Source organism: Nesterenkonia sp. CL21 (assembly GCF_031705515.1).
GTDB classification, from domain to species: domain Bacteria; phylum Actinomycetota; class Actinomycetes; order Actinomycetales; family Micrococcaceae; genus Nesterenkonia; species Nesterenkonia aethiopica.
Genome location: NZ_JAUTWR010000001.1, coordinates 549,062 through 575,254, shown reverse-complemented (window position 1 = coordinate 575,254; position 26,193 = coordinate 549,062). Strand labels below are relative to the sequence as shown.

The window sequence follows — 26,193 nt, the reverse complement described above, 5'->3', positions numbered from 1 at the left end:
CTGTGGACCGCGCCCGCCTCCCCCGACGCATCCGTCTCTCCGCCTCCGGGACCGTGGCAGAGCTCCGCCAGGACGAGCTCACCGAGGCCGGGGTCATGCTCACCATCGACGGCGTGGAGCAGTCCCATGTGGAGACCGACGACCCAGGGTGGCTGCTCCACGACTACACGCTGCGCATCGCCGCCGTCCTGGACGCGCTGGCGGGGTGGTCGGCGGAGCGGCCCTGGTCCGTGCTGCATCTCGGCGCCGGCGCCCTGACCCTGCCTCGATGGGTGGAGCACCGCGCCGGGCAGCGCCGGCTGCCGCCCCCTGAGCAGACCGTGCTGGACTTCGAGCCCGAGCTGATGGACTTCGTACTCGAGCATCTGCCCATGCGCACCCGCCCCCGCACCGTGGTCGCCGACGCCGCGGCGGCCCTGGCCGACGGCGGGGAGCTCGAGGGCGAGCGTCACGACGCCGTCGTCGTCGATCTCTTCAACGGCGCGCACGCTCCGGACCAGCTCACCTCGGCGACGTTCTGCGCCCACGTGGCTCGCACCGTGGACGATGACGGGGTGCTGGTGATGAACCTCGGCGACGACCCGGGGCTGCACTTCGCCCGGCCCCTGATCCGGCGGATCCTCCACGCAGCCGCAGGCGCGGACCCCTCCCGGCTGCTGGTCACCGCCCCGGCCGACGTGCTCGCCGGCGCGACGGCGGGGAACCTGGTGGTCGCCGCCCTCGGGGAGCCGGTGCCCACCCGGGCCGCCGAAGCCGTATGGGCGGCCGGCCCCCATCCGGGGGACGTCCTCACCGGAGACGAGCTGCGGCAATGGCTCGGCCTCTGACCGACGCCGAAGCCCCTGACGGGCGAAGCCGCCGCTGAGATCATCCGGCGGAGAGGCGCACGCTCAGGCCGGCTCCGCGAACCAGAGCCGCGTGGTGCCGTACGCACGATCTTGGAACCGTTCCAGTCCAGCGGGCCACTGCGGCTCCGGACTGCGGGACTCCCGCTCCACCACCACGGTGGCCGCCGGATGCAGCTGCGGCACCGCGGCGGCGAGCACCTCGGCGAGCTGCTGCTCGGTGAAGGCATAGGGCGGATCCAGGAACAGCAGCTCGATCGGTTCGCCCTCCCGGCGGCGAAGATGGCGCAGCGCCTCGGACTTCTGGACGGTGACTGCCCCGGCGTCGAACAGGGCCGCGTTGCGTCGCAGGGTCCGTAGCGCCGGCTCGGCCCGATCCACCAGCTCCGCGCGACGGGCACCCCGACTCAGCGCCTCCAGTCCCAGTGCCCCGGAGCCGGCGAACAGGTCCACCACGACGGCGTCGCCGATCGCGTCATAGCCCTCCAGCCGGGAGAACAGCGATTCCTTGACCCGGTCGCTGGTGGGACGCGTCCCCTCCCCCGGAACGGCCGCCAGACGACGTCCCTTATGCGTGCCCGCGATGATCCGCGCCACGGCGGTCCTCCTTCTCGGTGGGTCTCCGGTTCCCTGTCGTCTCCGGCGTCGTCTCCGGCGCCTCAGCCGCGTTCAATATAGGCGTCGGCGCCGTCGCTGCGCGCGATCCAGGAGTCGATCGCCTCCCGCAGCTGCGGATGGCCCTCCCATCCAGGGTCGTTCGCGGTGAGCGCCTGGACATGGTCGGCGGCCGAGCTGATGATCCCCTCGTCGCGCACGATGCGCAGCAGCTTCAGCGTGGAGCTCCGTCCCGCCTGCGAGGCCCCGAGCACATCGCCCTCCCGACGGCGCTGCAGATCCAGCCGGGCCAGCTGCATGCCGTCGCTGTGCGCGGCCACCTCCTCCAGACGCTCCAGAGACGGGTGGCCGTCCGGCAGCCGGGTGACCAGCAGGCACAGCCCCTGGGCGGAGCCTCGTCCGATCCGGCCCCGCAGCTGGTGGAGGGTGGAGATGCCGAAGGCGTCAGCGTCGAGCACCGCCATCACCGTGGCGTTGGGGACGTCGACCCCGACCTCGATGACCGTGGTGGAGAGCAGCACGTCGATCTCGCCGCGTTCGAAGGCCGTCATCACCTCCTCCTTCTCGGAGGAGTCCATCCGGCCATGCAGGCTCGCCAGTCGCAGCCGGCCGATCAGCGGATGCTCCGCCAGCCGGTCCGCCAGCAGCTCGACGGAGGCGTCCTGTTCGATCTGCACACCGGTGGCCGGGTCCTCACGCTGGTCCGACTCGGAGATCTTGGGACAGACCACGTAGGCCTGATGTCCGGCGGCCACCTCCTCGGCGATCCGCTCCCAGACTCTGCCGATGATCCGAGGCCCCTGGGTCATCCGCGCCACATGGGTGCGGATCGGCTGGCGGCCGGCCGGGAGGCCGGCCAGCATCGTCAGCTCCAGATCGCCGAAGACCGTCATCGCCACCGACCGGGGAATGGGGGTCGCCGACATCACGAGCATATGGGGGGTCACCGGGTACCGGTGCCGCAGGGCGTCCCGCTGCTCCACGCCGAACCGGTGCTGCTCGTCGACGACGACGAGGCCGAGGTCCGCGAACTGCACCTTCTCCCCCAGCAGAGCATGGGTCCCCACCACGATGCCGGCCCTGCCGGAGGCGATGTCCAACAGCGCCTGTTTCCGCTCCGCCGTGCTCATCGACCCCGTCAGCAGGGTCACGGTGACCGCCGGCGCGTCGTCAGGGGCGTCCCAGGCCGAGAGCAGATCCGTGCCCGCCAAAGCTCCGAGCATGCCCCGCAAGGACCTTTCGTGCTGGGCCGCCAGCACCTCGGTGGGCGCCACCAGTGCCGCCTGGGCGCCGGCGTCGACCACCTGCAGCATGGCTCGCAGCGCCACCAACGTCTTTCCCGAGCCGACCTCGCCCTGCAGAAGCCTGTTCATCGGCGCCGCACCGGAGAGGTCCTCGGCGATCAGCTCCCCGCAGCGGCGCTGGCCCTCGGTGAGGGTGAACGGCAGGGCGGCGTCGAACACGCCGAGCAGGCCGTCCTCCCGGCGTGGGGCGGGACGCCCGACCCCGGAGCCGGCGAGCACTCTGCGCCTGGCGAGCAGAGCCTGCAGCAGGAACGCCTCCTGGAAGCGAAGTCGCTTCAGCCCTTCGGCGGGGTCCTCCAGACGAGCGGGCCGATGGATCAGCAGATACGCCGTCGCCAGTCCGCGCAGGCCCTCACTCTCGGACACCTCCGTGGGGACCGGATCCGGCCAGGCGTCGAGATCCACCATGTCCAGGACGAGACGAACACACCGGTAGATCTCCCAACTGGAGACCTTCGCCGTGGCCGGATACAGAGGCACCGGCGTCGACTGCCCCTCGCCGGGCAGCGGAACGCCCGCCGGACCACGGGAGTCAGCTCCCGGTCCGACGTCCCCGTCCTCGGGGAGCACCGAGTAGTCGGGATTGTTCAGCGTGAGGCGCCCGCCGTAGCTGCCCACCTTCCCGTGGAACATCGCCCGGGCGCCCGAGGTCAGGTCACGGAAGGCCTGATGCCCCTGGAAGAACGCCATCTGGAGCCGGACGCCGTCGTCGTCCTCCACCACGACCTCCACGAGGAACCCGCGACGCCGCTGCATGCGACGCTTCGAGGCGCTCACCACCCGCGCGACGAACGTGACGTGTTCGTCCTCGCGGAGCTCCGCCAGAGAGGAGAGCTGCCCGTGCTCGACCCACCGACGCGGGATGTGGTTGAGCAGGTCCTCGGCGGTGTGCAGGCTCAGCTCCCGCTCCAGGGTCCGCGCCGAGGCGTCGCCCAGCAGTCGACCCAGCGGGGTCTCCGGGCCCTGGACGGATCCGTGAGCCGTCATGCGCCGAGCTCCGTGAGGGTCAGGGCCTCGACCGAGCCGGCCGATCGGATGGCCTCGGAGGTCGGTCCGCGCCGTGCGGTGTGGACGTGGATGCGCCATCGGTACGCGCCGGCGGCATCCGCTTCGACGTCCACCGGGGTGATGATCACCGAGTCCCCCAGCTCGTCCAGACGGTGGCGCAGAGAGGCCGCCCCCAGCGGGTCGAGCCGGACCGTGGCCATGATCTCCACCAGCGGAGGACCCGGTGCTTCCCTCGCCGGCGCGGCAGGGCCGACGCTCCGTCCGTGGAGGTCGCCCTCGGGAGTTCGCGCGCCGCCCGCAGCGGGTGCACCGGGCAGGCCCGGAAGACCGTCGAGCAGGTCGTCGTCGAGCTCCTCGCCGCACACGGTCGCGCGCAGGGCGTCCAGGATGAGCAGCAGTCCGGTGCCTCCGGCGTCGACGACGCCCGCCCGGCGCAGCACGTCCAGTTCGTCGACGGTGGCGGCCACGGCGGTCCTGCCGGCCGCGATCGCCTCACGGAGGCTCCCCTCCAGGGCGGCGCGGCTCTCCAGCTCCGCAGCACCGGCGAGACCGGCTCGGACCCGCTCGGAGACGGCATCGATCACGGAGAGCATGGTGCCTGCCACCGGTTCGGACAGAGCGGTCCAGGCCCGCAGGCTCCCTCGTTCCAGGGCGTCGGCCAGGCCCGGCACGGTGAGCCGCTCATGCCCGTGCAGCGGCTCCCCGATGCCGGAGAGCAGGACCGCCAGCAGGGTCCCGGAATTGCCGTGGGCCTCGACCATCGCCGTCGATCCTGCCGTCGCCAGCAGCGCCCCCAGGTCATCCTCCCGGGATGCCTCCACCGCGGCGCGACACGTCCGCATGGCCGCAAGCATGTTCGCGCCGGTGTCCGAGTCCGGCACCGGGAAGACGTTGAGCCGGTCCAGCTGTCCGCGGCGGGACTCCAGGGTCTGTTCGGCGAGCTGGAACCATGCCAGCACCGCCTGCCGACCTCTGACCTTTCCTCTCATGGCCCTCCTCCGGTCCTGCCGACCCCACCACCCCGGTTGTCGGACTCCGCCTCGCGGCGGTGCCCTCAGAGGTCGTTGTCGTCCACGTACTCCTGCAGCGTGCCATCGCTGAGCGCCTCGGAGATCTCCGAGATCGCCTGGGTGTCCTGGTTCCAGATCCACTGGCCGTCCGCCGATCGGCCCGAGTCCCCGGTGGGGAGGGTGAACAGCTGGATGTCGCTGACCGCGCCGCGCATCTGCCAGCCCAGGGAGGCCACCGTCGAGGAGTCGAGGGTCTCATCCACCACCAGGTGGGGTGCGAAGGTCTCCACCATGTCCTGCACCTGCCCCGGGTTGGTGAGGTTCGACGGGGAGACCGACTCCTGGATCACGGCGCGGATGAAGGCCTGCTGGTTGCGCACGCGCTGGAGATCGCCGTCAGGGAACGTCGCGCGGTGGCGGACGAAGGACAGCGCCTGCTCAGAGTCCATGTGCTGGACCCCGGGCTCGAAGGTGTAGCCCTCACCGGTTGTGAAGGACTCCGGGTAGCTGGAGTTGACGTCGACGCCGCCGAGGGCGTCCACCAGGCCGATGAAGCCGAGCATGTCCACCGACGCGATGTGATCGATCCGCGCGTCGAAGAGGCCCTCCAGGGTCTGGACGGTCAGCGAGATCCCACCGAGCGCCAGCGGAGCGTTGACCTTGTGCCAGCCGTGGCCCGGCACCTCCACCCACAGATCACGCGGGATCGACATGACCTGCACGCTGTCCCGGTCCGCCGGGATGTGCACCAGCATCATCGTGTCCGAGCGTCCGCCCTGCGGCACACGGGGCAGGTCCTCCGACTCGCCGGAGCCTCCATGGTCGTCGGAGCCGATGAGCAGGATGTTGATGGACTCGTCGTCCTCGTCCTTCTCCGGACGGTCCGCCTCATCGGGGAAGGTCTCCTCGTCCCCGAACGTCTGGACGTTCTCCTCGTAGCTGCGAGAGAGCGAGTTCAGGTACAGCAGCGAAGCGACCAGGGCACCTGCCACCAGCACCACCAGGGACCCCAGCACGATGCCGATGGTGAGCCGGCTGCGCCGCTTCCTGCGCCGGCGCGACTCTTCGACGGTCTCTTCTGCCATGTGTTCTCCTCAGCTGAGCGCGCCCATGCCCCCGGACGGCGGGCTATGCCCGCACACGGCGTCCGGCGGTCGACGTGCAACGGATGGGTCGACGTCGTTCCAGGATATGCCAGAACTGTGACAGGCCATGACAGCGGCGCTGCATCCTCAGTCCGCAGTCCTCCGCTAGCGTGTCCTCCATGAGCTCCGCCTCGTCCCCAGCAAGGTTCCGCGCATCCTCCCGTGCCTCACTGCGTGCTCGGCCGGGAACCGGTTCGTACACCGGACCGTCCGCCCCGGCTCGGAGCTGGATGCGTCCTTGGTCAGCGTCGCCCGCCGGGCGACGGAAGACGGCGATGCTGCTCGCCCCTGCCGCGCTGGTGCTGAGCTCGTGCGCCCCCGGAGGCGCCGCCACCGTGGAGCCCGCCCCCTACGCCTCCGACCCGGTCTGTGCAGAGGTCATGCTCGCGCTGCCGGAGACCATCGACGGACACCACCAGCGGGAGACCAACTCCCAGGGGACCTCGGTCTGGGGCGACCCGAGCCGCGTGGTGGCGAGATGCGGCGTCGAGCCGCCCGGACCGAGCCCGGAGCACTGTGTGACTGCCGACGGCGTCGACTGGCTCGCCGTCGAGGAGGAGGGGTCGGACTGGCGACTGGTCAGCTACGGCCGGGAGCCCGCGGTGGAGGTCCTTCTCGACGTCGACGAGATCCCGTCCTCCACCGTCATGCTGGCCCTGGCCACGGCCGTCGAGCGGGTGGAGCAGACGCGCGGGTGCACGTCCACCGAACAGGAGATCGAGGGCACCGAGGATTCGGACGCGGTGACCGAGGACTCGGCGGACTCCGACCATGCGGAGTCCCATCACTGACCCTGACGCTCGGGCGCGGCGGCCTCTCCGCCGTCCCGGCCGGGGCAGCCCAGGCCGGATCAGCGCAGGCCGGGTCAGCGCAGGCCGACGGGCCGCTGAAGGGCCAGCGTGATGAGCTCGGCGATGAGCTCCGGGTACTGGATCCCGGTGGCGTGCCACATCTGCGGATACATGCTGATCGGCGTGAACCCCGGCATGGTGTTGATCTCGTTGATCACGACGTCGCCGTCGTCGGTGTAGAAGAAGTCCACCCGCGAAATCCCCTCAGCGTCCACCGCCTCGAAGGCGACGACCGCCTGACGCCGGATCTCCTCGGCCGCCTCGACAGGCAGGTCGGCAGGACAGCTGAGGTCGGCGGCCGCAGCATCCGTGTATTTGGCCGTGAAGTCATAGAACTGGTGGGACTCGCCGCCGTCGTGGACCACGATCTCCCCCAGCTGGGAAGCCCGGGGCGGCTGACCGTCATGGCCGTCCAGCACGCCGCATTCGATCTCGCGGCCCGAGATCCCCTGTTCCACGACGACCTTCGGGTCATGCTTCTGGGCCAGGGCGACGGCCTCCTCCAACTGCTCCCAGGCATCGACCCGGGTGATCCCCACCGAGGACCCGGCCCGAGCGGGCTTGACGAACACCGGAAGATTCAGGCCGCGCACCCGTTGGAGGGCTGCCCCCGGGTCTCGGCGCCACTGGCGGGCCGTCAGCGTCTCATAGGGCCCCACCGTCAGCCCGGCGGCCTCGAAGGCCAGCTTCATGAAGTGCTTGTCCATTCCGACGGCGGAGGCGAGCACCCCAGCTCCCACATAGGGCACGCCGACCGACTCGAGCAGCCCCTGCACCGTGCCGTCCTCGCCGAAGGGGCCGTGCAGCAGCGGCAGCACGACGTCCACCGGACCCAGGGAGGACGTCTTCCCCGCCGGGCCGACCTCCAGGAGCTCGCACCGACGTTCCCCGGTGCCGTTGGAGGCGCCGTGCAGGGCCACGGTGGACTCGGTGGGCCGCACCCGGGGCAGCTCGCCGTCGGCGAAGGTGTGGGTGCGGGGGTCCACCGCCGGACGGGTCCACTGCCCGTTCGAGGTGATCCCGACCGGCACGACATCGAACCGCTCCCCGTCGACGGCCTTCAGCACTCCGGCGGCCGTCACACAGGAGACGGCATGCTCCGAGGACTGCCCGCCGTAGAGGACCAGCACGCGCGGACGGGCGCTCGAGCCCTGGGCAGCCACCCGCAGTCCGTCATCGACGGTGGTGCGCGGCACGGTGCTCTCGGACATGGAAGGAGTCACTTCCCTTCGGGTTTGAGGTCTCGGGCGAGCAGGAGGGTGGCGATCCGGTCCACAGCCAGGGATCCGTCCAGGACTGCTACGACGGCCTCGGAGATCGGCATCTCCACACCATGTCGGCGGGCCAGGTCGACCACCGCCGATCCGGACTTCATGCCCTCGGCGGTCTGTGTCAGCTCGGCGGTCACCTCATCCGCGGACAGGCCGTCTCCCAGCAGACGCCCCGCGGTCCGGTTCCGGGACAGCGGAGAGGCGCAGGTCGCCACCAGGTCCCCTAGCCCCGCGAGGCCGGAGAAGGTCTCCAGACGACCGCCGAGCACGGTCGCCAGACGGGTCGTCTCGGCGAGGCCGCGGGTGATCACGGACGCCTTGGAGTTGTCTCCGAGCCGTTGTCCGTCGCAGATCCCCACGGCCAGGGCGATCACGTTCTTCACGATGCCGGCGATCTCCACGCCCACGACGTCGGTGTTCGTGTAGGGCCGGAAGTAGGGATTGTTGCACAGCGCGGCGACACGTTCGGCGACGGCGGCGTCCTCACAGGCGACGACCGACGCGGTGGGCTCCTGGCGGGCGATCTCCATGGCGAGGTTCGGGCCGGAGACGACGGCGACACGATCGGCCCCGACGCCGAGCTCCTCGATGATGACCTCGGACATGCGCATGTCCGAGCCTCGCTCGAGCCCCTTGATCAGGGACACCAGCACGGCACGCTCACCCAACGCCGCACCGACGGCGGCCAGGTGCGACCGCAGCGACTGCGCCGGGACCGCCAGCACCACGACCTCGGCACCGGTGACGGCCTCGGCGACGTCGGTGGTCGCGCGGATGCCCGGAGGCAGGACGATGTCCCCCAGGTAGGTGGAGTTCGTCCGTCGCTCGGTGATCTCACGGGCGATCTCCTCGCGGCGAGCCCACAGCACGATCTCCGCAGGGGCCCCCGAGGCCACGGCGGCGTCGCCGAGGACCTTGGCGAAGGTGGTCCCCCAGCTGCCGGCGCCGAGCACGGCGATGCGTGCGGCCCCGGGCGCTCCCTCAGGAGCCCCGGTGGACGGTCTGACGCTCTGTGCGCTCATGGATCACGACTCCTCGATCTGACGGCGCGGAACACGCTGGCGCAGGGCACGGTCCCAGATGAGCTCAGGGGGCTCCTCACCGCGCAGCTCAGCCACGCCGGCCGTGAGCGCATCTTCGATGCGCTCCGTGGCCCGGGCCAGCGCCGTGCGGGTCATGGGGCCCTCCCGGAGGTCCGAGAGGTCGACCTCGTCACCGACGAGCAGCCGATAACGCGGACGGGGCAGCACCGTGGGCACGCGGCCGTAGGGCGCCAGGAGGTCCTGGACGCCCCAGTGGGTGATCGGCACCACCGGCGCTCCGGTGGTCAGCGCGAGACGCGCCGCCCCGGTCTTCGCACGCATGGGCCACAGCTGCGGATCCCGCGTCAGCGTGCCCTCGGGATAGATGATGATAGCCCCGCCCTGAGCGATGACCTCACCCGCCACGGTCAGCGACGACTGGGCGTCCCGCTGGTCACGGGCCACCGGGATCTGCTGGAGCCGACGCAGCAGGGTCCCCAGCGCCGGAGCCCGGAACAGGGCGTCCTTCGCCAGGAAGTGCGGCGTGCTCCCGGAGCTGTAGACCGCGTGGGCCACGGCCAGCGGGTCGATCTCGGTGACGTGGTTGGCCACCACGATGTACCCCTGCCGGGGCAGCCGGTCGAGCCCGTCCCACTGCTTGCCGATCACGAGGTTCAGGGCAGGGCGCACGACGGCGGCGGCGGTGCGGAAGCCCAGCGAGGGCGCGTCGTCTCGTCGGGAAGTCACAGACAGAAGCCTACCGAGGCTCAGCGCTCAGTCATCTCGACGTCGGCGCCGAGTCCTGCGATCTTGTCGATGAACCGCTCATAGCCGCGATTGATGATCTCGATCCCGGTGACCCGGGAGGTGCCCTGGGCCGCCAGCGCGGCGATGAGGTGGGAGAAGCCGCCGCGCAGGTCCGGCACGTCGATGTCGGTGCCCTTCAGCTCCGACGGCCCGGAGATCACAGCGGAGTGGAGGAAGTTGCGCTGGCCGAAGCGGCAGGGATTGGACCCGAGGCACTCACGGTGCAGCTGGATGGAGGCCCCCATGCGCTTGAGCGCCTCGGTGAAGCCGAAGCGGTTCTCATAGACCGTCTCATGGACGATGGACACGCCGTGGGCCTGAGTGAGGGCCACGACCATGGGCTGCTGCCAGTCGGTCATGAAGCCCGGGTGCACGTCGGTCTCCAGCACCAAGGGCTTGAGCGGCTCGCCGGCATGCCAGAACCGGATCCCGTCGTCGTCGACCTCGAACTCGCCGCCGATCTTCCGATAGGTGTTCAGGAAGGCGGTCAGGTCCCGCTGGGCCGCTCCGCGCACGTAGATGTCACCACGGGTCACCAGCGCCGCCGACGCCCAGGACGCCGACTCATTGCGGTCCGGGATGGCTCGATGCTTGAAGCCGCTGAGTCGGTCCACACCTTCGATCCGGATGGTGCGATCGGTGTTCACGGAGATGATCGCGCCCATCTGCTGCAGGATGGCGATCAGATCGTGGATCTCCGGCTCGACCGCCGCGTTCTTCAGCTCCGTGATGCCTTCGGCCATGACGGCCGTGAGCAGCACCTGCTCCGTGGCCCCCACGGACGGGTAGGGCAGGTCGAGCTTGGCACCCTTGAGGCCCTTCGGAGCGGTGATGTGGATGCCCGTGACCTGTTTGTCCACCACGGCGCCGAAGTTGCGCAGCACCTCGAGGTGGTAGTCGATGGGACGGTCTCCGATGCGGCACCCGCCGAGATCGGGGATGAACGCCTCACCGTTCTTGTGCATCAGCGGACCGCAGAACAGGATCGGGATCCGCGAGTCTCCGGCGTGGGTGTCGATCTCCGAGTGCTCGGCGTTGCGCATCCGGCGCGGGTCCAGCGTGAGGTCCCCCGTCTCCGGGTCGACGTCGACCGTCACGCCGTGGATGGTCAGCAGATTCTTGACGATCTCGACGTCCTTGATCTCCGGGACGTTCCGGAGCTCCGAGGGTTCGCTGCCGAGCAGAGAGGCGACCATGGCCTTCGGAACGAGGTTCTTCGCGCCGCGGACGCGGACGCTGCCCTCGAGGGGCTTTCCACCCTGGATGGTGAGCAGTTTGGCCATAGTGACTCGACGGTCCCTTCGTGAAGCACAGGAGATGTAGCCATGCCACTGTATCCAACCCGGACGCCTCCCCCGGACAATTCCGCCGTGGGGGAAGGCAACGATTCCATGACGGACCGGATGTCCAGCTCGCACTCAGCAGATCCCCAGGATGACGGCGATCCGCGTCACACCCGCAGCCGTCTCAGATCCTGGCCGGCAGCGTCTTCGGCTTCCACTCGGGCCGGGTGGCCTCGAACTGCTCGATGTCCTCCGCCCGGGTGAGGGTCAGGGAGATGTCGTCGAGCCCCTCCATGAGGCGCCAGCGCGTGTAGTCGTCGATCTCGAAGCTCGCCTCGACCGAGCCGCAGCGCACGGTGCGGGCCTCCAGATCGACCTGCACCTCGGCGCCGGGCTCCTTCTCGAGCTCCTTCCAGATGAGTTCGACGTCGGGCTGGGCCACCTGAGCGGTGACCAGCCCCTGCTTGCCCGAGTTGCCGCGGAAGATGTCGGCGAAGCGGGAGGCGACGACCACCCGGAAGCCGTAGTCCTTCAGCGCCCAGACGGCGTGCTCCCGGGAGGAGCCGGTGCCGAAGTCGGGGCCGGCCACCAGCACCGTGCCCTGGGCGTAGGCCGGCTGGTTCAGGACGAACTCCGGATCCTTGCGCCAGGACGAGAACAGAGCGTCCTCGAATCCGGTGCGGGTGATCCTCTTCAGGTACACCGCCGGGATGATCTGGTCGGTGTCGACGTTGGAGGCGCGCAGCGGCACGCCGACGCCGGTGTGTCGAATGATGGGTTCCATAGCTATGTCAGCTCCTCGTCGGGGCACGCTGGTCAGGCCGGCTGGGGCTCAGTGGACAGGACGTCCGACGGCGCAGAGAGCGTGCCGCGGACCGCCGTGGCCGCCGCCACGACCGGAGACACCAGGTGCGTGCGACCACCTTTGCCCTGGCGCCCTTCGAAGTTGCGGTTCGAGGTGGAGGCGCACCGCTCCCCCGGCTGCAGCTGGTCCGGGTTCATGCCCAGGCACATCGAGCACCCGGCGAAGCGCCACTCGGCCCCGAACTCCTTGAACACCTGGTCCAGCCCCTCGGCCTCAGCCTGCAGGCGGACCCTCTGGGAGCCGGGGACCACGATCATGCGCACCTGAGGGTCCTTCTCCCGACCGCGGATGATCCCGGCGGCCGCCCGCAGGTCCTCCATCCGCGAGTTGGTGCAGGATCCCAGGAACACGGTGTCCACCCGGATGTCCCGCATCGGCGTACCCGGGGCGAGGTCCATGTACTTCAGGGCCCGCTCGGCGGACTCCCGGTCCACGGGGTCGTCGAAGTCCTCCGGAGCCGGCACCGTGTCGGAGAGGCTCACGCCCTGGCCCGGGTTGGTGCCCCAGGTGACGAAGGGCTCGAGCGCATCGGCGTCGATCACGACCTCGGCGTCGAACTCTGCGCCGTCGTCGGTGCGCAGCGCACGCCAGTTCTCGACGGCCGCGTCCCAGTCCGCGCCCTGCGGCGCGTGGGGACGTCCCTTGATGTAGTCGAAGGTGGTCTCATCGGGGGCGATCATGCCGGCTCGGGCGCCGGCCTCGATCGACATGTTGCAGATGGTCATCCGGGCGTCCATCGAGAGCTGTTCGATCGCCGAGCCGCGGTATTCGAGCACATAGCCCTGGCCGCCTCCGGTGCCGATCTTGGCGATGACCGCCAGGATGATGTCCTTGGAGCTGACTCCCGGCTTCAGCGTGCCCTCCACTGTGATCGCCATGGTCTTGAACGGCTTGAGCGACAGCGTCTGGGTGGCCAGCACATGCTCGACCTCGGAGGTCCCGATGCCCATGGCCAGAGCTCCGAACGCTCCGTGGGTGGAGGTGTGGGAGTCTCCGCACACCACGGTCATCCCGGGCTGGGTGAGTCCGAGCTGCGGGCCCACGACGTGGACGATGCCCTGGTCGTCATCGCCCAGCGAATGCAGCCGGATGCCGAACTCCTCGGCGTTCGCACGCAGCGTGTCGACCTGCTTGCGGCTGATCGGGTCGGCGATCGGCTTGTCGATCTCCAGGGTCGGGGTGTTGTGGTCCTCGGTGGCGATCGTGAGATCAGGCCGGCGCACGGGCCGGTCGGCCAGCCGCAGCCCTTCGAAGGCCTGCGGCGACGTCACCTCGTGGACGAGGTGCAGGTCGATGTAGAGCAGGTCCGGCGTGCGCTGCCCGCCCTTCTCCTCACCGGGCACGACGACGTGCTCGCGCCACACCTTCTCCGCCATCGTCAGCGGCTTGTCCGCCATGGGGTCCTCCTGAAATCGGCCTTATACCACTACAGAAGCACCGATGCCAGATGGTATCCAGACCTGCAGGCCCGGGTCTCACTATCTGAACACGCCCGGTCGGCAGAGAGGAGTGTGCGCGTCCCGTGCTCTCCCCGACAGCGACACGAGGTCTCACTATCTGAGATTTCCGGGCTTTTCGCAGTATGATGTCGACCATGTCCAGCCCTCGATCCGGCGCTCCCCGATCCGGCGCCTCCCGACCGACCGGCCCCGCCTCCGCCCGGGCCGGGGCTTCGCCGAGCACCCCGCCGCGCACGAGGCCCACCGAGCCTCCCCTGGATCCGCCGCGGCCGCTGCACACTCCGTCCGGGATCGGCGTCGTGGACAAGTCCGTGATGATCCTCGACGCCCTGGAGGCCGGACCGGCGTCCCTGGCGCAGCTCGTGGAGTGCACCGGGCTGGCGCGTCCCACCGTGCACCGACTCGCCTCCGCGCTGATCCACCACCGCTTCCTCAGCCGCGACGTGCGGGGACGCTACGTGATCGGATCCCGCCTGGCGGAGCTGGCCTCCGCCGCAGGAGACGACCGACTCGTCTCGGCGGCCGGCCCCATCCTGCTCAAGCTGCGGGACGCCACCGGAGAGAGCTCGCAGCTCTATCGCCGCCAGGGCGACGCCCGCGTCTGCGTGGCCTCGGCGGAGCGGCCCATCGGCCTGCGCGACTCCATCCCCGTGGGGACCCAGCTCTCCATGAAGGCCGGCTCCGCCGCGCAGGTCCTGCTGGCCTGGGAGGACCATGAGCGCCTCGTCGAGGGGCTGCAGGGCGCCCGGTTCACCCCCACGGTGCTGGCCGGCGTCCGGCGGCGCGGCTGGGGCGAGTCCCTGGGCGAACGGGAGCCCGGAGTGGCATCGGTCTCCGCCCCCGTCCGTGGCCCTTCCGGACGCGTGATCGCCGCAGTGTCCATCTCCGGCCCGATCGAGCGGCTGACCAGGCAGCCGGGCCGCCAGCACGCCGAGGTGGTGGTCCAGGCCGCCCACCAGCTGACCGAGCTGGTGAGGAAGAACCCGGACGCTGCCGAGCACGGGCTGGGGGAGGATCTCGGACGGCACTGACCGGGCTCCGAGCCGTCACAGACAGGCCGCAGACAGGGCCGTCCCTCACTGCCGGTCACCTCCCACCTATGATGGGTCCGTGATCAAGAACATCAGTGTCATCGGTACCGGATATCTGGGCGCCACGCACGCCGCCTGCATGGCGGAGCTGGGCTTCGACGTCGTCGGCGTCGACGTCGACCCGGAGAAGATCGAACATCTCTCCCGCGGAGACCTGCCCTTCCACGAGCCCGGCCTGCCCGAGCTCATCCGCCGCCACGTCGACTCCGGCCGGCTGCGCTTCACGACTGACCTGGAGGCCGTCGGCGGATGGGCGGACGTCCATTTCATCGCCGTCGGGACCCCGCAGCAGGCCGGCGGCACCGGGGCCGACCTGACCTACGTGGACACCGCCGCGGTCTCCCTGGCTCAGGCCATCACCAAGGACTCCCTCATCGTCGGCAAGTCCACCGTGCCGGTGGGCACCGCGCGTCGGCTCAGCAGCCTCATCGCCGAGGAGTCCCGCGACGACGTCTCCGTCTCGCTGGCATGGAACCCCGAGTTCCTGCGCGAGGGCTTCGCCGTGGAGGACACCCTCCGCCCCGACCGGCTGGTGGTCGGCGTCGGTTCCGAGGCCGACGAGGCCGTGCTGCGCGAGGTCTACGCCGAGGCGCTCGGCCGTGAGACCCCCTGGGTCAGCACCGACTTCGAGACCGCGGAACTGGTCAAGGTCGCCGCGAACGCGTTCCTGGCCACCAAGATCTCCTTCATCAACGCCTTCTCCGAGGTGACCGAGACCGTGGGCGGCGACATCCGCACCTTGGCGGACGCCATCGGCCATGACACCCGCATCGGCCGCAAGTTCCTCAACGCCGGCGTCGGATTCGGCGGCGGCTGCCTCCCCAAGGACATCCGAGCCCTGCAGACCCGTGTCTCCGAGCTCGGCCTGGACCACACGATGACCTTCCTCAACGAGATGGACCAGATCAACCTGCGTCGCCGCGAGCGCGTGGTCACCCTCTCCGAACAGATCCTCGGCGACCTCGCCGGGCGGCGCATCGCCGTGCTCGGCGTGACGTTCAAGCCGCTCTCCGACGACGTGCGGGACTCCCCCGGTCTGGATGTGGCCAACCGCCTGTTCAACGCCGGCGCCGACGTGTTCGTCTACGACCCGGAGGGCAACGCGAACGCCGCGAAGCGCTTCCCCCGGCTCGGATACGTCGACTCGCTGGCCGAGGCGGCCCGGGACGCCGACCTCGTGGTGCTCACCACCGAGTGGAACGAGTTCAAGGCCCTCACGCCCGCGGATCTGGAGGACGTGGTGGCTGCCAGGAACTTCCTGGACGCGCGCCACGTGCTGGACGCGGGCCAGTGGGAGTCCGCCGGATGGACCTTCGCCCAGCTGGGCCGGATGTTCCCGCAGGACTGAGACCCAGCCATGACTGGGTCCGGCCACGGCTGAGGGCCAGCCCGGATGGCGCCGTTCGGACCACGGGCGGCCCAGGACGCCAGCGGATCAGGACTCGCGCAGGGAGTCCCAGCCCTCGTCCACAAGACGCTCGACGGTGCCCCCGGTGATCACGCCGGGGGCACCGTCGTGTCTGCGCACCTCGCCGATGCGGCGGAACCCCGCGGGCAGCGGGGACCCACCTGGGAAGGTGGCCAGCAGCGCGTAGTCCTCGCCGCCGTGGAGCACGAGCCGCAGGGCCGTCATCGCGACCTCCGAGAGGGCCCCCGACGACGGCGCAGGGTGGGCCTCCTGCGTCTCAGGGACCTCCTGGACATCCTGACCCGTTCGGGGCCGCAGACGGTCGGCGATCCCCTCCAGAGCGGCGGCCTGCTCCCGCAGCGCATGGGTGTCGAGCAGCAGGGCGACGTCGGAGGCCCGGGCCAGCCGGGCCGCGTCGCGCAGCAGCCCGTCCGAGACGTCCATGCCGGCGGTGGCGCCGGCGGCGGTCGCCCGCGGTCCCGCGGTGAGGTCCGGGGCCGGGCAGGTCTGAGCGCTCAGGCAGGCCTCCAGCATCCCGTCGCCGAGCCCCTCCGTCGGCTCGGGAGCCTGCAGCCCGGACTCCAGCAGGCGCAGGCCGGCCGCCGCATGCCCCAGTGCTCCGCAGACGGCGAGCTGGTCTCCCGGACGGGCGCCGTCGCGCAGCAGGCTCGTGGCACCAGCAGGACGCCCCAACGCGGTGATGGTCACGGACACCGTCTCCCCCGAGCCCAGGTCCCCGCCCGCGATCAGGCATCCCGCCGCACCGGCGACCGAGGCTGCCTCAGAGATGCCCTCCATGACGCCGACCGCCCAGGACACGGCGGTGCTCGGGGGCAGCGTCAGACTGACCAGCAGAGCCGTCGGCCGCGCCCCCATGCCACTGAGGTCCGAGAGGTTCTGGGCGGCGGCCTTAACACCGACGCTCCGCGCCTCCTGCGCAGGGTCGGACCACCAGCGGTGCCGGAAGTCCTGGCCCTCGCTCATGGTGTCCGTAGTGGCCACCAGCCGATGGTCCGCGAGCTGCAGGACCGCGGCGTCGTCACCCGGTCCCACCGGCATCGGTCCGACGGCGGCGTCTCCGGCGGCCCGGCTCTGCGTGGCGGCCTCGGCGCGGAGAGCCTCACGGTTGTGGGCGTCGATGACCTCGCGCAGGGCGGACAGCACGCGGTCCTCACCCAGCCGCCCGACGGTGTCAGCATCAGTGTCAGCATCAGTCTCAGCATCAGTGTGAGCATCGGTGTGAGCCCCGGCGTCAGATCTCAGCGGCACCGGGGCCGGATGGACGGAGCCGTCGGCGGAGAGGGCCGAGTCCTGTCGGCGCAGGTCAGACATGTCTCCATGATCCCATGCAGACCCCGGCACCCCTCCCCCGGTCCTTGCCGCCCGTCAGGCTCACCGATCACCCCGCACCTGGCGGGCCTGCCAGGGGCCACCCGCGGCCGGTGGCCTCCGCCGTCTGCTGGTCCTGTGCCGGCGGCTCGTCCTCCACCAGTCCCAGCTGCAGCAGCTCCAGCCGGTTCCGGCAGGAGAAGCGCTGCAGCAGCCCGGAGACCACCGCCTCCACCGTCCGCGGCGAGAGGTGGAGCTCCGCGGCAGCCTCCCGCGTGCTCAACCCCTCCTGCAGGAAGGTCAGGACCCGGTGCTCCCGCAGGCTCAGGGCGAGCTCCGTGAAGGCACCCAACACCCAGGACGCCTCCGGGGCGGACCGCTGGGCCCGGCGCACCGCCCCGACGAGGCGAGCGCGCTGGCCGACGTCGAGCTCGGCCCGAGACTGCCAACGCACCAGCAGGATGGAGCAGCCGAAGAACTCCGCGTCGGCGTCCAGGAGCGTCTCCGCGATCTCCAGCGCACGATCTCCGGAATCGGTCGTCATCGCCTCGGCGAGCAGGACGATCATCCGAGCCCTGCCGCCCGATCGGACCCAGGAGGAGCTGAGGATGGCCTGCGCGGCGGGCGGCCACCCGCTGAGCACGCTGAGCAGCAGCAGCTGCTGCTCCTGCGCCCATTCCCCTGCGGCTCGGGCCCTCGCTCCGAGGCTCGCCAGCTGGTGGGCCACCTCCTGCGCCGGCGGGCCGCCGCCGATGAGCGCCATCCCCTCGGAGATGAGGCGCAGCTCCGGCAGACCCGTCTCGCCGCACGTCACCGAGCGTCCCTCCCCCTGCGTGGCCTCCTGCAGGAGCTCGCGAGCCTGCCGGTGGCGCACCGGGCCCACGTAGGAGGCGCAGGCGGCGTGGACGGCTGCGGCGAACCCCGCGAGGCCGTAGGGATCGTCCTCCCACCACGCCTCCAGCGCTGCGACGGCCAGCTGCGCGGCGGTGGCCATGCGGTCCCCCTGCATGGCCGCCACGGCGCCGATGATGTCGTCCACGGCAAGGGCCGTGCCGGCATCGCCGTCGGCGTGCCGCCATGCCTCCAGCTCGAGGCGCAGAGTGTCCGTGCGCCAACCGGCGATCATGGTCAGCATCTGCAGCACCGCGCGGGCGCACTCCTCCACGTCCGGGCTGCCGCCGTCGGCGGAGAGCTCGTCGACCAGCGAGGAGAGCACCAGTCTGCCGAAGTCCGGATGCCGCCGCAGCCCCAGTCGAGTGCCGATGATCAGCTGAGCCATCACGCCCTCGTCCCGCGGCGCCTCCTCGCGGACCCGACCGAGTTCGCGAAGCCACTGACGCACCTCCCCGAGCCCTTCCGGGTCTGCGGCGCCGGCCGAACAGGGCTCCTCGAGCAGCACGGTGACCCGGTCGATGCTCGGAGTCGCCGAGGGGCCGAGAGCGGCTGACAGCCGACGCCGCACCGGACCGACGAGCTCGGGACGGAAGATCTCGAGTCGACGAGCGAGCAGGAGCACCTCACGCAGCACCGCGGTGAACCCCGGCGTCAGGGGCGGCTGCGCGGCGTCGACGAGATCCTCCATGTGCCGCACTCCCTCCCTGACGCGGCCGAGCCCCAGGAGGCTGCGGACCCGGGCAGCTGTCCGCGCACCGTCGGGCTGCCCCGCGGCGGCGTCGAGGATGCTCAGCGCCGCCCGCGGCCAGGACCGCTGCAGTGCGGCTTCGGCGGCGCCGAGGGCCTCTCCGGCCGGGATCGACCGACCCACTCGAGCGGCCCACCAGGCGATCCCGGCCTGGGCGGCGGGACCGACCGCCTCCTGGTGGACGGCGGACCCGGCCGTGTACCAGAGCCGAGCGTCCTCTGCCGGCCGCAGCTCCGTGCTCAGCCCGAGACCCAGCATCCCCGACCTCACCGCGAGCACGGTGGGACCGTGCGGGGTGCCGTCCGTCGCGGAGATCAGGCCCTGCGCCAGGAGGCTGTCCACCACCTCGACGCCGAAACGCCCCACCGCCCAGGACTCCGGAAGCCTCCAAGCGCAGGAGATGACACGCAGCAGCTCATGCTCGGCCGCGTCGAGGCCCGCCAGCAGCTCGGGCAGCCCTTCGGCCAAGGCCCACCGGAAGGACTGGTCCTGGGACCGCCACCGCCATGCCCCGTCGACGGCGTGGAGGACACCCGTCCGTCGAGCGCGCTCCAGCACCATCCGGACCGCCTGCGGCTGTCCGTCGCTGAGCATCACGACACGGCGCGCCGCTGAAGACGTCACTGGCCCCTCCAGGTGACGGACCATCGCCTCGACCACCTGTTCGGGACGAAGGCTGCGCACGCCCGCGAGGACGACCCTCCCCGTCCCCCCGTGGGCCCTGACGGGTGCGGGGACGTCGAGGTCGCTCCGGAGGGGGATCACCAGCCGGTGACGGGCCTGCGCGGCGGACGCGATGAGGGCCTCCAGGGCGGACGGGTCCTGGCCCGCGGGCTCGTCCAGCACGAGCAGCCCGCCTGTCGGGTGCCCGGGCGGGATGCCCGCGGTCGCGTCGTGGAGTCGATGCAGCGGTGCCCGCTCGCCGAGCCGCAGGACCAGCTCCTCGGCTCCCCACAGGGCAGGCATCAGCGCCAGCACCACATCACGCGGGTGCGACCCCAGCACCGCATCCGCGATCGCGCGGTCTGGGCGGAGGTCTGGGGCGTCGACGAGCAGCGGAGAGGGCAGCATCATGGCGTGCTCCTGCTGATCAGCCGCGCCCGAAGCTCAGTGCGGGAGGTCACCCGCAGCTTGCGATACACATGCCGCACATGCGTCTGCACCGTCCTGACGCTGATCCCGGCCCGATCGGCGACATCGGCCGAAGAGAGCCCCCGGAGCAGCAGCTCGACGATCTCCTGCTCCCTGGGCGAGAGCAGCATGCGCGCCTGGGTCCACACGGGACCACCCGGGCCGAGGCCGGAGCCCTCCAGCCTCGGCCGCAGGTGCGGACGTCGGCGTCGCAGGTGTTCCTCGGCCTCGTCCTTCGCCGCATCATCATCCGCCAGATGCGCGGTCAGCAGATCGACGAGCTCGGTCTCGACGTCCAGACGTCGGCACGCTCGCCTCAGTTCCACCAGCGCGGTCCTCGGCAGGTCATGGCCTCGGCGCAGCGCCACACAGCGAACCATGAGCCTGCGCACCCCTGGCAGCGCCTCGGTCCGTCTTCCGCGAGCGCAAAGCGTCGCCGTCAGCTCCTCGACCGGGGCATGCAGGAGTCGGGCGAGTTCGACGATCACCGTCACCCACGGATCCGCGAGACTCTCTCCGACGAGCGCCACCGACGCTCCGGGCGGGCCCTGGAGCTGACGGGACCTGTCGCCGTCGACGAGGAAGTCCAGGGCCTCCAGATGCTTACGCGTCACATGCCCGATCGGCCCCTCGGCCTCGAACTGGCTCCACAGGTCGTCCAGGCGCTCCCGCAGCTCCTCAGGAGGGGTGCCGCGGGCGACCTCCGCGAAGAGCTCCACCGCACCGGCGGCCTGGGCTGTGAGGAGCATCCGCTCAGGAGGCTGCCGGTCCCGGAAGGCCCCGGGGACCGTCGGCAGGCTGAGGTCCAGCAGAGTGCGGGCGACGCCCATCCGGTCTGTCACCCAGGACAGACACACCACCGGGACGCCCGGCTCGCCGATCGCCTCCAGTTCCGCCAGCGACTCCCGGGCCCGCGCGCATTCATCCAGTTGGGCCGCCGCGTAGGCCTCCAAGGCCAGGGCGACACAGCGTTCGAGACGGCGGGCGTCCAGATCGGGGAGGATCTGCTCTCCTCCGCGGGACGAGTCCTCCGCGGGGCGCCGCGCCGGTGGCGAGAATCGGCGCAGGCACTCCCGCGGACCCCCATCGTGGAAGGACCGCAGTCGTCCGGCGAGTCCGGTCTCAGAACCCGTCCCGAGGTGATGGGGGCGTCCCATCCTGTCCTGGAGCAGGCCCCATCGGATGAAGGCATGCAGGGTCCCGGGCAGGCTCGCGGACCGCACGTCGGCGTGCGGCGGGCCCAGCAGCGCCAACGCGGCGTGCATCTCTCCGGTGGCCGCCAGCGCGGCAGCGGAGAGACAGCGCACTCGGGAGTCCAGCGCCTCGGCCACCATGCCCGGAGGACGCCCCGCACCGGGCTCTGGCGGGCAGGGCTCGCCGGTCCCCGATCCGTCGGCACTGAGCAGCGCGACGTGCATCGCGGTGATCTCTCCGGCGCCCAGCAGAGCCGCGGCCGCGACGAGGGCGTCGTGGCCCTCGTCCTGTGCGGGGCCGCCGGGTCCAGCGACGTCCCGTCCAGTGGGGTTCCCCGCGGACGCCCCCGGCTCCCGCAGGGCATGCCGATGCAGAGCGTGCGTCAGCGACGCAGTGCGTCCCGTCAGGCGGACCAGACCCTCGGCCTCCAGGGCGAAGACCGCCTCAGGGGGCTGGTCGCCGTGCAGAAGCTCCTCCAGCTCACGGGGGCCCCGTCGGGCGAGCCGCCGCATCACCTCCAGACCGTCACTTCCGACAGCCGCGGCGAGCCGGTCGACCACGAGCGACCTGGTGCGTCGATCCGTCCAGGCAGGCAGCCGCGCGACCGCCGCTCGTCCGGCTGAGTCGACGATCCAGCCCTCGGCTGTACCGATCGCCACGAGGTTCTCCAGCTCGAGGATCCGTCCCTGGGAATGCTGGTGCATCAGGCGGGCCAGCGCGGCGGTGGGAGGGGCCCCGAGCATCTCCGCCAGCGTCCTCGCCGTGTCGTGGAAGGTCTGCGGACGTATCCTCAGGCGCAGCCCTCTGCCCTGACCGGCTGCGCGGACGAACCGGTGCCCGTACTCAGGCCCTGGGCGGGCGGTGACCGCCACCGGGACGGCGCCGGCTCTGAGCACGGCGTCGACGGCCTCGAGGTGGGCAGGAGGTTGACGAGTGATGTCACGAAGCAGCAGCGCCGTCGTCGGGGCCTCTGCGCGGGCCGCCTCGGCGTCGGCCAGGTCGCCGACGTGCTGGAGGCCCTCCAAGTCGCCCAGGTCACCCAGGTCGCTCAGGTCACCGAGCCGTGGCAGGCGGTGGAGGTCGTGGATCTCCACCAGGTGCGTCTCGGTGCGTCGGGCGATCTGGTGGACCATCCGTTCCGGGGCCAGCCCATGCTCTCCCTCGACCAGAAGTGCGGGTGCCGGGCATGACTGCCAGTGCTCCTGTGCCTGCCGGCGCTGGGCCTCCCAGGAGCTGAGTGAGGCGCCGCCTGGCACAATGGCCGAGCCTGCGCGGGACATGGACCACCTTTCAGCGATACATCATGCATCCTAGGGAAGTCCTCGGCTGTCGGGAAGAGGTCGCCGCCTTCTGCCATGTCCACCGACGAGAAATGCCCCGGATCCGAAGATCCGAGGCATTTCCGAATATGGTGACCCCAGCGGGATTCGAACCCGCGTTACCGCCGTGAGAGGGCGGCGTACTAGGCCGCTATACGATGGGGCCATATTCACTTTTCCAGCCGCCTGCGCAGACAGCTGACGGAGAGATGGTCTCCGACCCCCGCAGGGATGAGAGACCACCAACCGTGACCCCAGCGGGATTCGAACCCGCGTTACCGCCGTGAGAGGGCGGCGTACTAGGCCGCTATACGATGGGGCCCTATGTCATTGTTCGGCCCTCGTCTCCGAGGGCCGCACCAGTGTCTCCACTGGATTTTCGATCCGCAGAACGGATCGAGCTGGGCTACTAGGACTCGAACCTAGAACGACGGTACCAGAAACCGCTGTGTTGCCGATTACACCATAGCCCATCGGCGTCTGCCGGACATTCGGCCCTTGAGGATCGCTCCTTCGAGGTTTCCGTGCGCCCCGCAACGGGAAGCTACTCTACACGAGCAGGTGCCCCGAGCACAAAATCGACGGCGGCCTCGAGCGTGGAGACCTTCGTCACACCGGCAGGAGCGTCGACGAGGTCCCGCCGATCTACCAGTACGGAGACCAGTCCGGCTTCCCGCGCGCCCGCGCCGTCGACGACGGGGTTGTCCCCCACATAGGCACACTGCTCAGGAGCCAGCCCGAGCTGTCGCGCCCCCTCATGGAAGATCGCCGCATCGGGCTTGACCGCGCCGACAGTGTCGGTGCCCACGACGACCTCGATGCTCTCCAGACCGGCGATGCGCAGCTTCTCCCGCTGATAGTCCGCCACGTTGTTCGTCACCGCACCGACCGCCACACCCGCGTGCCGCAGGCGGTCCAGCGCCTGCGGCACGTCGTCGAACGGACGCCACCGGCGACGGACCACCTGCTCGTACTCGTCCTCCCACCGCAGCAGGCTCTGCGGGTCCGGCACGGGCGCTCCCGCCGCCCGGTAGGCGTCCCGGACGCGGGCGATCCGCTGCTCCAGGAAGCTCAGGTCACCCGCCAGATAGCGCGCGTACTGGCCCCCGGCGTCCTCGCAGAAGGTGCCCAGCGCAGCCTCCCAGGCCGCGTCCTCCCACACCGTCCCCTCCTGGAGAAGATGCGCCGAGGCCAGGTCGCGGAACGCCGCGCGCATCGCGCTCTCGAGGTCCACAAGCGTGTCGTCGACGTCGAAGAGCACCCCGCAGGCGTTCATCGGGCGGCGACCTCGGCGCGGAAGCGGGCCAGACGCGCCAGCGAGGACTCCCGACCCAGCAGCTCCATCGACTCGAACAGCGGTGGGGAGACCTTCCGACCGGACACCGCCGAGCGCACGGCGCCGAACGCCTTGCGCGGCTTCAGCCCGAGGCCGTCGACCAGTGCGGTGCGCAGCGCCTCCTCGATGGCCTCCGTCGTCCAGGCGTCGTCGTTCAGTGCGTCGAGAGCGGCGACGGCGGCGTCGACGGTGCCGAGCACGTCCTCCCCCAAACCGCTGAAGGCCTTCGGCTCGATGACGAGCTCTGCGTCCGCCACGAAGAGGAAAGCCATCATGTCCGCCCCCTCGCCCAGCAGCGCGATCCGTTCCTGGACCAGCGGGGCCGCGCCGTCGAGAATCCGTGCCTCCCGGGCCGTCAGCTCGTCACCGACCAGACCGAGCGCCTGCAGGTAGGGCACCAGGCGGTCCCGGAAGTCGCCGGGCTCGAGGCGGCGGATGTGGGTGCCGTTGATCGCCTCGGCCTTCTTCGTGTCGAAGCGCGCCGGGTTGGCCAGCACATCGGCGACGTCGAAGTGCTCGACCAGCTCCTCGACGGTGAAGATGTCCTCATCCGCCGACAGCGACCAGCCCAGCAGCGCCAGGTAGTTCAGGAGCCCCTCACGGATGAAGCCACGGTCCCGGTGGTGGAACAGGTTCGACTCCGGGTCCCGCTTGGAGAGCTTCTTGTTCCCCTCCCCCATCACATAGGGCAGGTGCCCGAACAGCGGCATGTGCCGGGCCACCCCGACGTCGTGGAGTGCGCGGTACAGCGCGATCTGACGCGGCGTGGAGGACAGCAGGTCCTCGCCCCGGAGGACATGGGTGATCTCCATCAGCGCGTCGTCCACGGGATTCACCAGGGTGTAGAGCGGCTTGCCGTTGGCCCGAGCCACCACGAAGTCCGGCGTGGAGCCGGCGGAGAACGTGATCTCCCCGCGCACCAGGTCGGTGAAGGTGAGGTCATCGTCCGGCATCCGCAGTCGCAGCACCGGCTCACGTCCCTCGGCGCGGTAGGCGGCGATCTGCTCATCGGTCAGGTCGCGGTCGGCGTTGTCATAGCCCAGCTTCGGGTCACGTCCGGCCGCCCGGTGCCGAGCCTCGACCTCCTCCGGAGTGGAGAAGGACTCGTAGACATGCCCGGCGTCCTGGAGCCGCTTCAGGACGTCCGCGTAGATCTCGCCCCGCTGGGACTGTCGGTAGGGGCCATGGTCTCCCCCGGCCTCGACGCCTTCGTCCCAGTCCAGGCCCAGCCAGCGCAGCGCCTCCAGAAGCTGCTGGTAGGACTCCTCCGAGTCCCGGGCGGCGTCGGTGTCCTCGATGCGGAAGATCAGCTTGCCGCCGGTGTGCCGGGCATAGGCCCAGTTGAACAGCGCGGTGCGGATGAGGCCCACATGGGGCGTGCCGGTCGGCGAGGGGCAGAATCTCACGCGGACCGGGGTGGAGGCGTCGACGACGGGGATGCTCATAACGGTGTGGTGGCTCCTGTGGATGGTCTAACGACGGAAATGGGTGACGAGGGTGCCGATCCCCTCGATCTCGGCGTCGAAGCGGTCCCCGGAGGAGACCAGCCCGACGCCGGCGGGGGTGCCGGTGAGGATCACATCACCGGGCAGCAGGGTGAAGGCCTGCGAGATGTGGGAGACGAGCTCGGGGACGCCGAAGACCATGTCCGAGGTCGTGCCGTCCTGGACCGTCTCCCCGTTGAGGCGACCGGTGATGCGCAGGCCCTCGGGATCCAGTTCGGTCTCGATCCAGGGCCCCAGCGGCATCGAGCCGTCGAATCCCTTGGCCCGGGCCCACTGGCCGTCGCTGCGCTGGGCGTCGCGCGCGGTGACGTCGTTGCCGACGGTGTAGCCGAAGATCACGTCGTCGACGCGTTCGACGGGCACGTCCTTGCAGATCCGGCCGATCACCACGGCCAGCTCGACCTCGTAGCTGACCTCCTCGGAGAAGGAGGGCAGCGTCACGGGCTCGTTCGGCCCGGACACCGCGGTGTTGGGGATCAGGAACAGCAGCGGAGAGACCGGCAGCTCATTGCCCATCTCCTTGGCGTGGTCCGCGTAGTTGCGGCCCACCCCGATGGCCTTGCTGCGAGGGATGATCGGCGCGACCAGCCGCACATCCTGCAGGTCATGGGTGTTCTGGGTCTGCTGGATGCCCTGGTAGAAAGGATCCCCGATGAGTTCGGTGATGGTCTCCTGCCCGGGCTCTCCGGCGACGACTCCGAAGGCGGGCTCAGCGTCGGTGACGAAACGTGCGATGCGCATGCATCCCACCC

The 26,193-nt window shown here is 70.7% G+C and carries 20 protein-coding genes and 3 tRNA genes; 4 read left to right on the top strand and 19 right to left on the bottom strand.

Annotated features, from left to right (window positions below):
* The first annotated feature begins 2 nt into the window (after window positions 1-2).
* Window positions 3-827, top strand: coding sequence for a fused MFS/spermidine synthase (locus tag Q7C18_RS02525; RefSeq protein ID WP_311023996.1), 825 nt, complete (start codon window positions 3-5; stop codon window positions 825-827).
* A gap of 63 nt (window positions 828-890) precedes the next feature.
* Here Q7C18_RS02525 and rsmD read toward each other — a convergent pair whose 3' ends face one another.
* The 4 genes from rsmD to Q7C18_RS02505 form a co-directional block, all read right to left on the bottom strand.
* Window positions 891-1,442 (bottom strand): 16S rRNA (guanine(966)-N(2))-methyltransferase RsmD, encoded by a 552-nt coding sequence (gene rsmD / locus Q7C18_RS02520; RefSeq protein WP_311023995.1) that lies wholly within the window; start codon window positions 1,440-1,442, stop codon window positions 891-893.
* Window positions 1,443-1,504: 62 nt separating this feature from the next.
* Complete coding sequence (locus tag Q7C18_RS02515; protein ID WP_311023994.1) at window positions 1,505-3,751, bottom strand: ATP-dependent DNA helicase RecG; 2,247 nt, start codon at window positions 3,749-3,751, stop codon at window positions 1,505-1,507.
* A complete protein-coding gene (locus tag Q7C18_RS02510) occupies window positions 3,748-4,761 on the bottom strand; it encodes a DAK2 domain-containing protein (protein ID WP_311023993.1) in 1,014 nt (337 codons plus the stop codon). The genes Q7C18_RS02515 and Q7C18_RS02510 overlap by 4 nt, the downstream gene beginning before the upstream one ends.
* A gap of 65 nt (window positions 4,762-4,826) precedes the next feature.
* The gene (locus Q7C18_RS02505) at window positions 4,827-5,867 is read right to left on the bottom strand and encodes an LCP family protein (protein ID WP_070161030.1); all 1,041 of its coding nucleotides are present in this window, start codon (window positions 5,865-5,867) and stop codon (window positions 4,827-4,829) included.
* 335 nt (window positions 5,868-6,202) lie between these two features.
* On the opposite strand from Q7C18_RS02505, the gene Q7C18_RS02500 reads away from it, so the two are divergent.
* Entirely contained in the window at window positions 6,203-6,718 is a 516-nt protein-coding gene (locus Q7C18_RS02500) for a DUF3515 domain-containing protein (RefSeq protein WP_070161028.1), read from the top strand.
* A 74-nt stretch (window positions 6,719-6,792) separates the two neighbouring features.
* Here the strand turns inward: Q7C18_RS02500 and Q7C18_RS02495 are convergent, their stop codons facing one another.
* From Q7C18_RS02495 to leuC, 6 genes are all read right to left on the bottom strand, one after another.
* A complete protein-coding gene (locus tag Q7C18_RS02495; protein WP_311023992.1) occupies window positions 6,793-7,989 on the bottom strand; it encodes a D-alanine--D-alanine ligase family protein in 1,197 nt (398 codons plus the stop codon).
* An 8-nt stretch (window positions 7,990-7,997) separates the two neighbouring features.
* Window positions 7,998-9,071 (bottom strand): NAD(P)H-dependent glycerol-3-phosphate dehydrogenase, encoded by a 1,074-nt coding sequence (locus Q7C18_RS02490; protein WP_311023991.1) that lies wholly within the window; start codon window positions 9,069-9,071, stop codon window positions 7,998-8,000.
* A gap of 3 nt (window positions 9,072-9,074) precedes the next feature.
* Complete coding sequence (locus Q7C18_RS02485) at window positions 9,075-9,818, bottom strand: 1-acyl-sn-glycerol-3-phosphate acyltransferase (protein ID WP_070161026.1); 744 nt, start codon at window positions 9,816-9,818, stop codon at window positions 9,075-9,077.
* Between the two features lie 20 nt (window positions 9,819-9,838).
* Complete coding sequence (gene murA / locus Q7C18_RS02480; RefSeq protein ID WP_070161024.1) at window positions 9,839-11,161, bottom strand: UDP-N-acetylglucosamine 1-carboxyvinyltransferase; 1,323 nt, start codon at window positions 11,159-11,161, stop codon at window positions 9,839-9,841.
* A gap of 184 nt (window positions 11,162-11,345) precedes the next feature.
* Complete coding sequence (leuD, locus tag Q7C18_RS02475; RefSeq protein ID WP_070161023.1) at window positions 11,346-11,945, bottom strand: 3-isopropylmalate dehydratase small subunit; 600 nt, start codon at window positions 11,943-11,945, stop codon at window positions 11,346-11,348.
* A gap of 32 nt (window positions 11,946-11,977) precedes the next feature.
* Complete coding sequence (leuC, locus tag Q7C18_RS02470) at window positions 11,978-13,423, bottom strand: 3-isopropylmalate dehydratase large subunit (RefSeq protein ID WP_311023990.1); 1,446 nt, start codon at window positions 13,421-13,423, stop codon at window positions 11,978-11,980.
* 197 nt (window positions 13,424-13,620) lie between these two features.
* Between leuC and Q7C18_RS02465 the strand changes: the two genes are divergently transcribed.
* Entirely contained in the window at window positions 13,621-14,517 is an 897-nt protein-coding gene (locus Q7C18_RS02465; RefSeq protein ID WP_396954320.1) for an IclR family transcriptional regulator, read from the top strand.
* A 79-nt stretch (window positions 14,518-14,596) separates the two neighbouring features.
* Window positions 14,597-15,925: a UDP-glucose/GDP-mannose dehydrogenase family protein gene (locus Q7C18_RS02460; RefSeq protein WP_083277605.1), complete on the top strand. Its 1,329-nt coding sequence runs from the start codon at window positions 14,597-14,599 to the stop codon at window positions 15,923-15,925.
* 87 nt (window positions 15,926-16,012) lie between these two features.
* Here the strand turns inward: Q7C18_RS02460 and Q7C18_RS02455 are convergent, their stop codons facing one another.
* The 9 genes from Q7C18_RS02455 to Q7C18_RS02415 all read right to left on the bottom strand — a co-directional run bounded on the left by Q7C18_RS02455 (window position 16,013) and on the right by Q7C18_RS02415 (window position 26,182).
* Window positions 16,013-17,317, bottom strand: a complete 1,305-nt coding sequence (locus Q7C18_RS02455; RefSeq protein WP_311023988.1) for a thiamine-phosphate kinase — start codon at window positions 17,315-17,317, stop codon at window positions 16,013-16,015.
* A gap of 67 nt (window positions 17,318-17,384) precedes the next feature.
* Window positions 17,385-20,030 (bottom strand): helix-turn-helix transcriptional regulator, encoded by a 2,646-nt coding sequence (locus Q7C18_RS02450; protein ID WP_311023987.1) that lies wholly within the window; start codon window positions 20,028-20,030, stop codon window positions 17,385-17,387.
* Window positions 20,027-22,561: a helix-turn-helix transcriptional regulator gene (locus tag Q7C18_RS02445; protein ID WP_311023986.1), complete on the bottom strand. Its 2,535-nt coding sequence runs from the start codon at window positions 22,559-22,561 to the stop codon at window positions 20,027-20,029. The genes Q7C18_RS02450 and Q7C18_RS02445 overlap by 4 nt, the downstream gene beginning before the upstream one ends.
* A gap of 129 nt (window positions 22,562-22,690) precedes the next feature.
* Window positions 22,691-22,766, bottom strand: a tRNA-Glu gene (locus tag Q7C18_RS02440).
* Between the two features lie 83 nt (window positions 22,767-22,849).
* Window positions 22,850-22,922: transfer RNA gene (locus Q7C18_RS02435), tRNA-Glu, on the bottom strand.
* Window positions 22,923-23,001: 79 nt separating this feature from the next.
* A tRNA-Gln gene (locus Q7C18_RS02430) sits at window positions 23,002-23,073 on the bottom strand.
* A 71-nt stretch (window positions 23,074-23,144) separates the two neighbouring features.
* Entirely contained in the window at window positions 23,145-23,876 is a 732-nt protein-coding gene (locus tag Q7C18_RS02425; protein WP_311023985.1) for an HAD family hydrolase, read from the bottom strand.
* The gene (gltX, locus tag Q7C18_RS02420) at window positions 23,873-25,381 is read right to left on the bottom strand and encodes a glutamate--tRNA ligase (protein ID WP_070159526.1); all 1,509 of its coding nucleotides are present in this window, start codon (window positions 25,379-25,381) and stop codon (window positions 23,873-23,875) included. Before gltX ends, Q7C18_RS02425 begins: the two co-directional genes overlap by 4 nt.
* A 27-nt stretch (window positions 25,382-25,408) precedes the next feature.
* Entirely contained in the window at window positions 25,409-26,182 is a 774-nt protein-coding gene (locus Q7C18_RS02415; protein ID WP_311023984.1) for a fumarylacetoacetate hydrolase family protein, read from the bottom strand.
* Window positions 26,183-26,193: the final 11 nt, after the last annotated feature.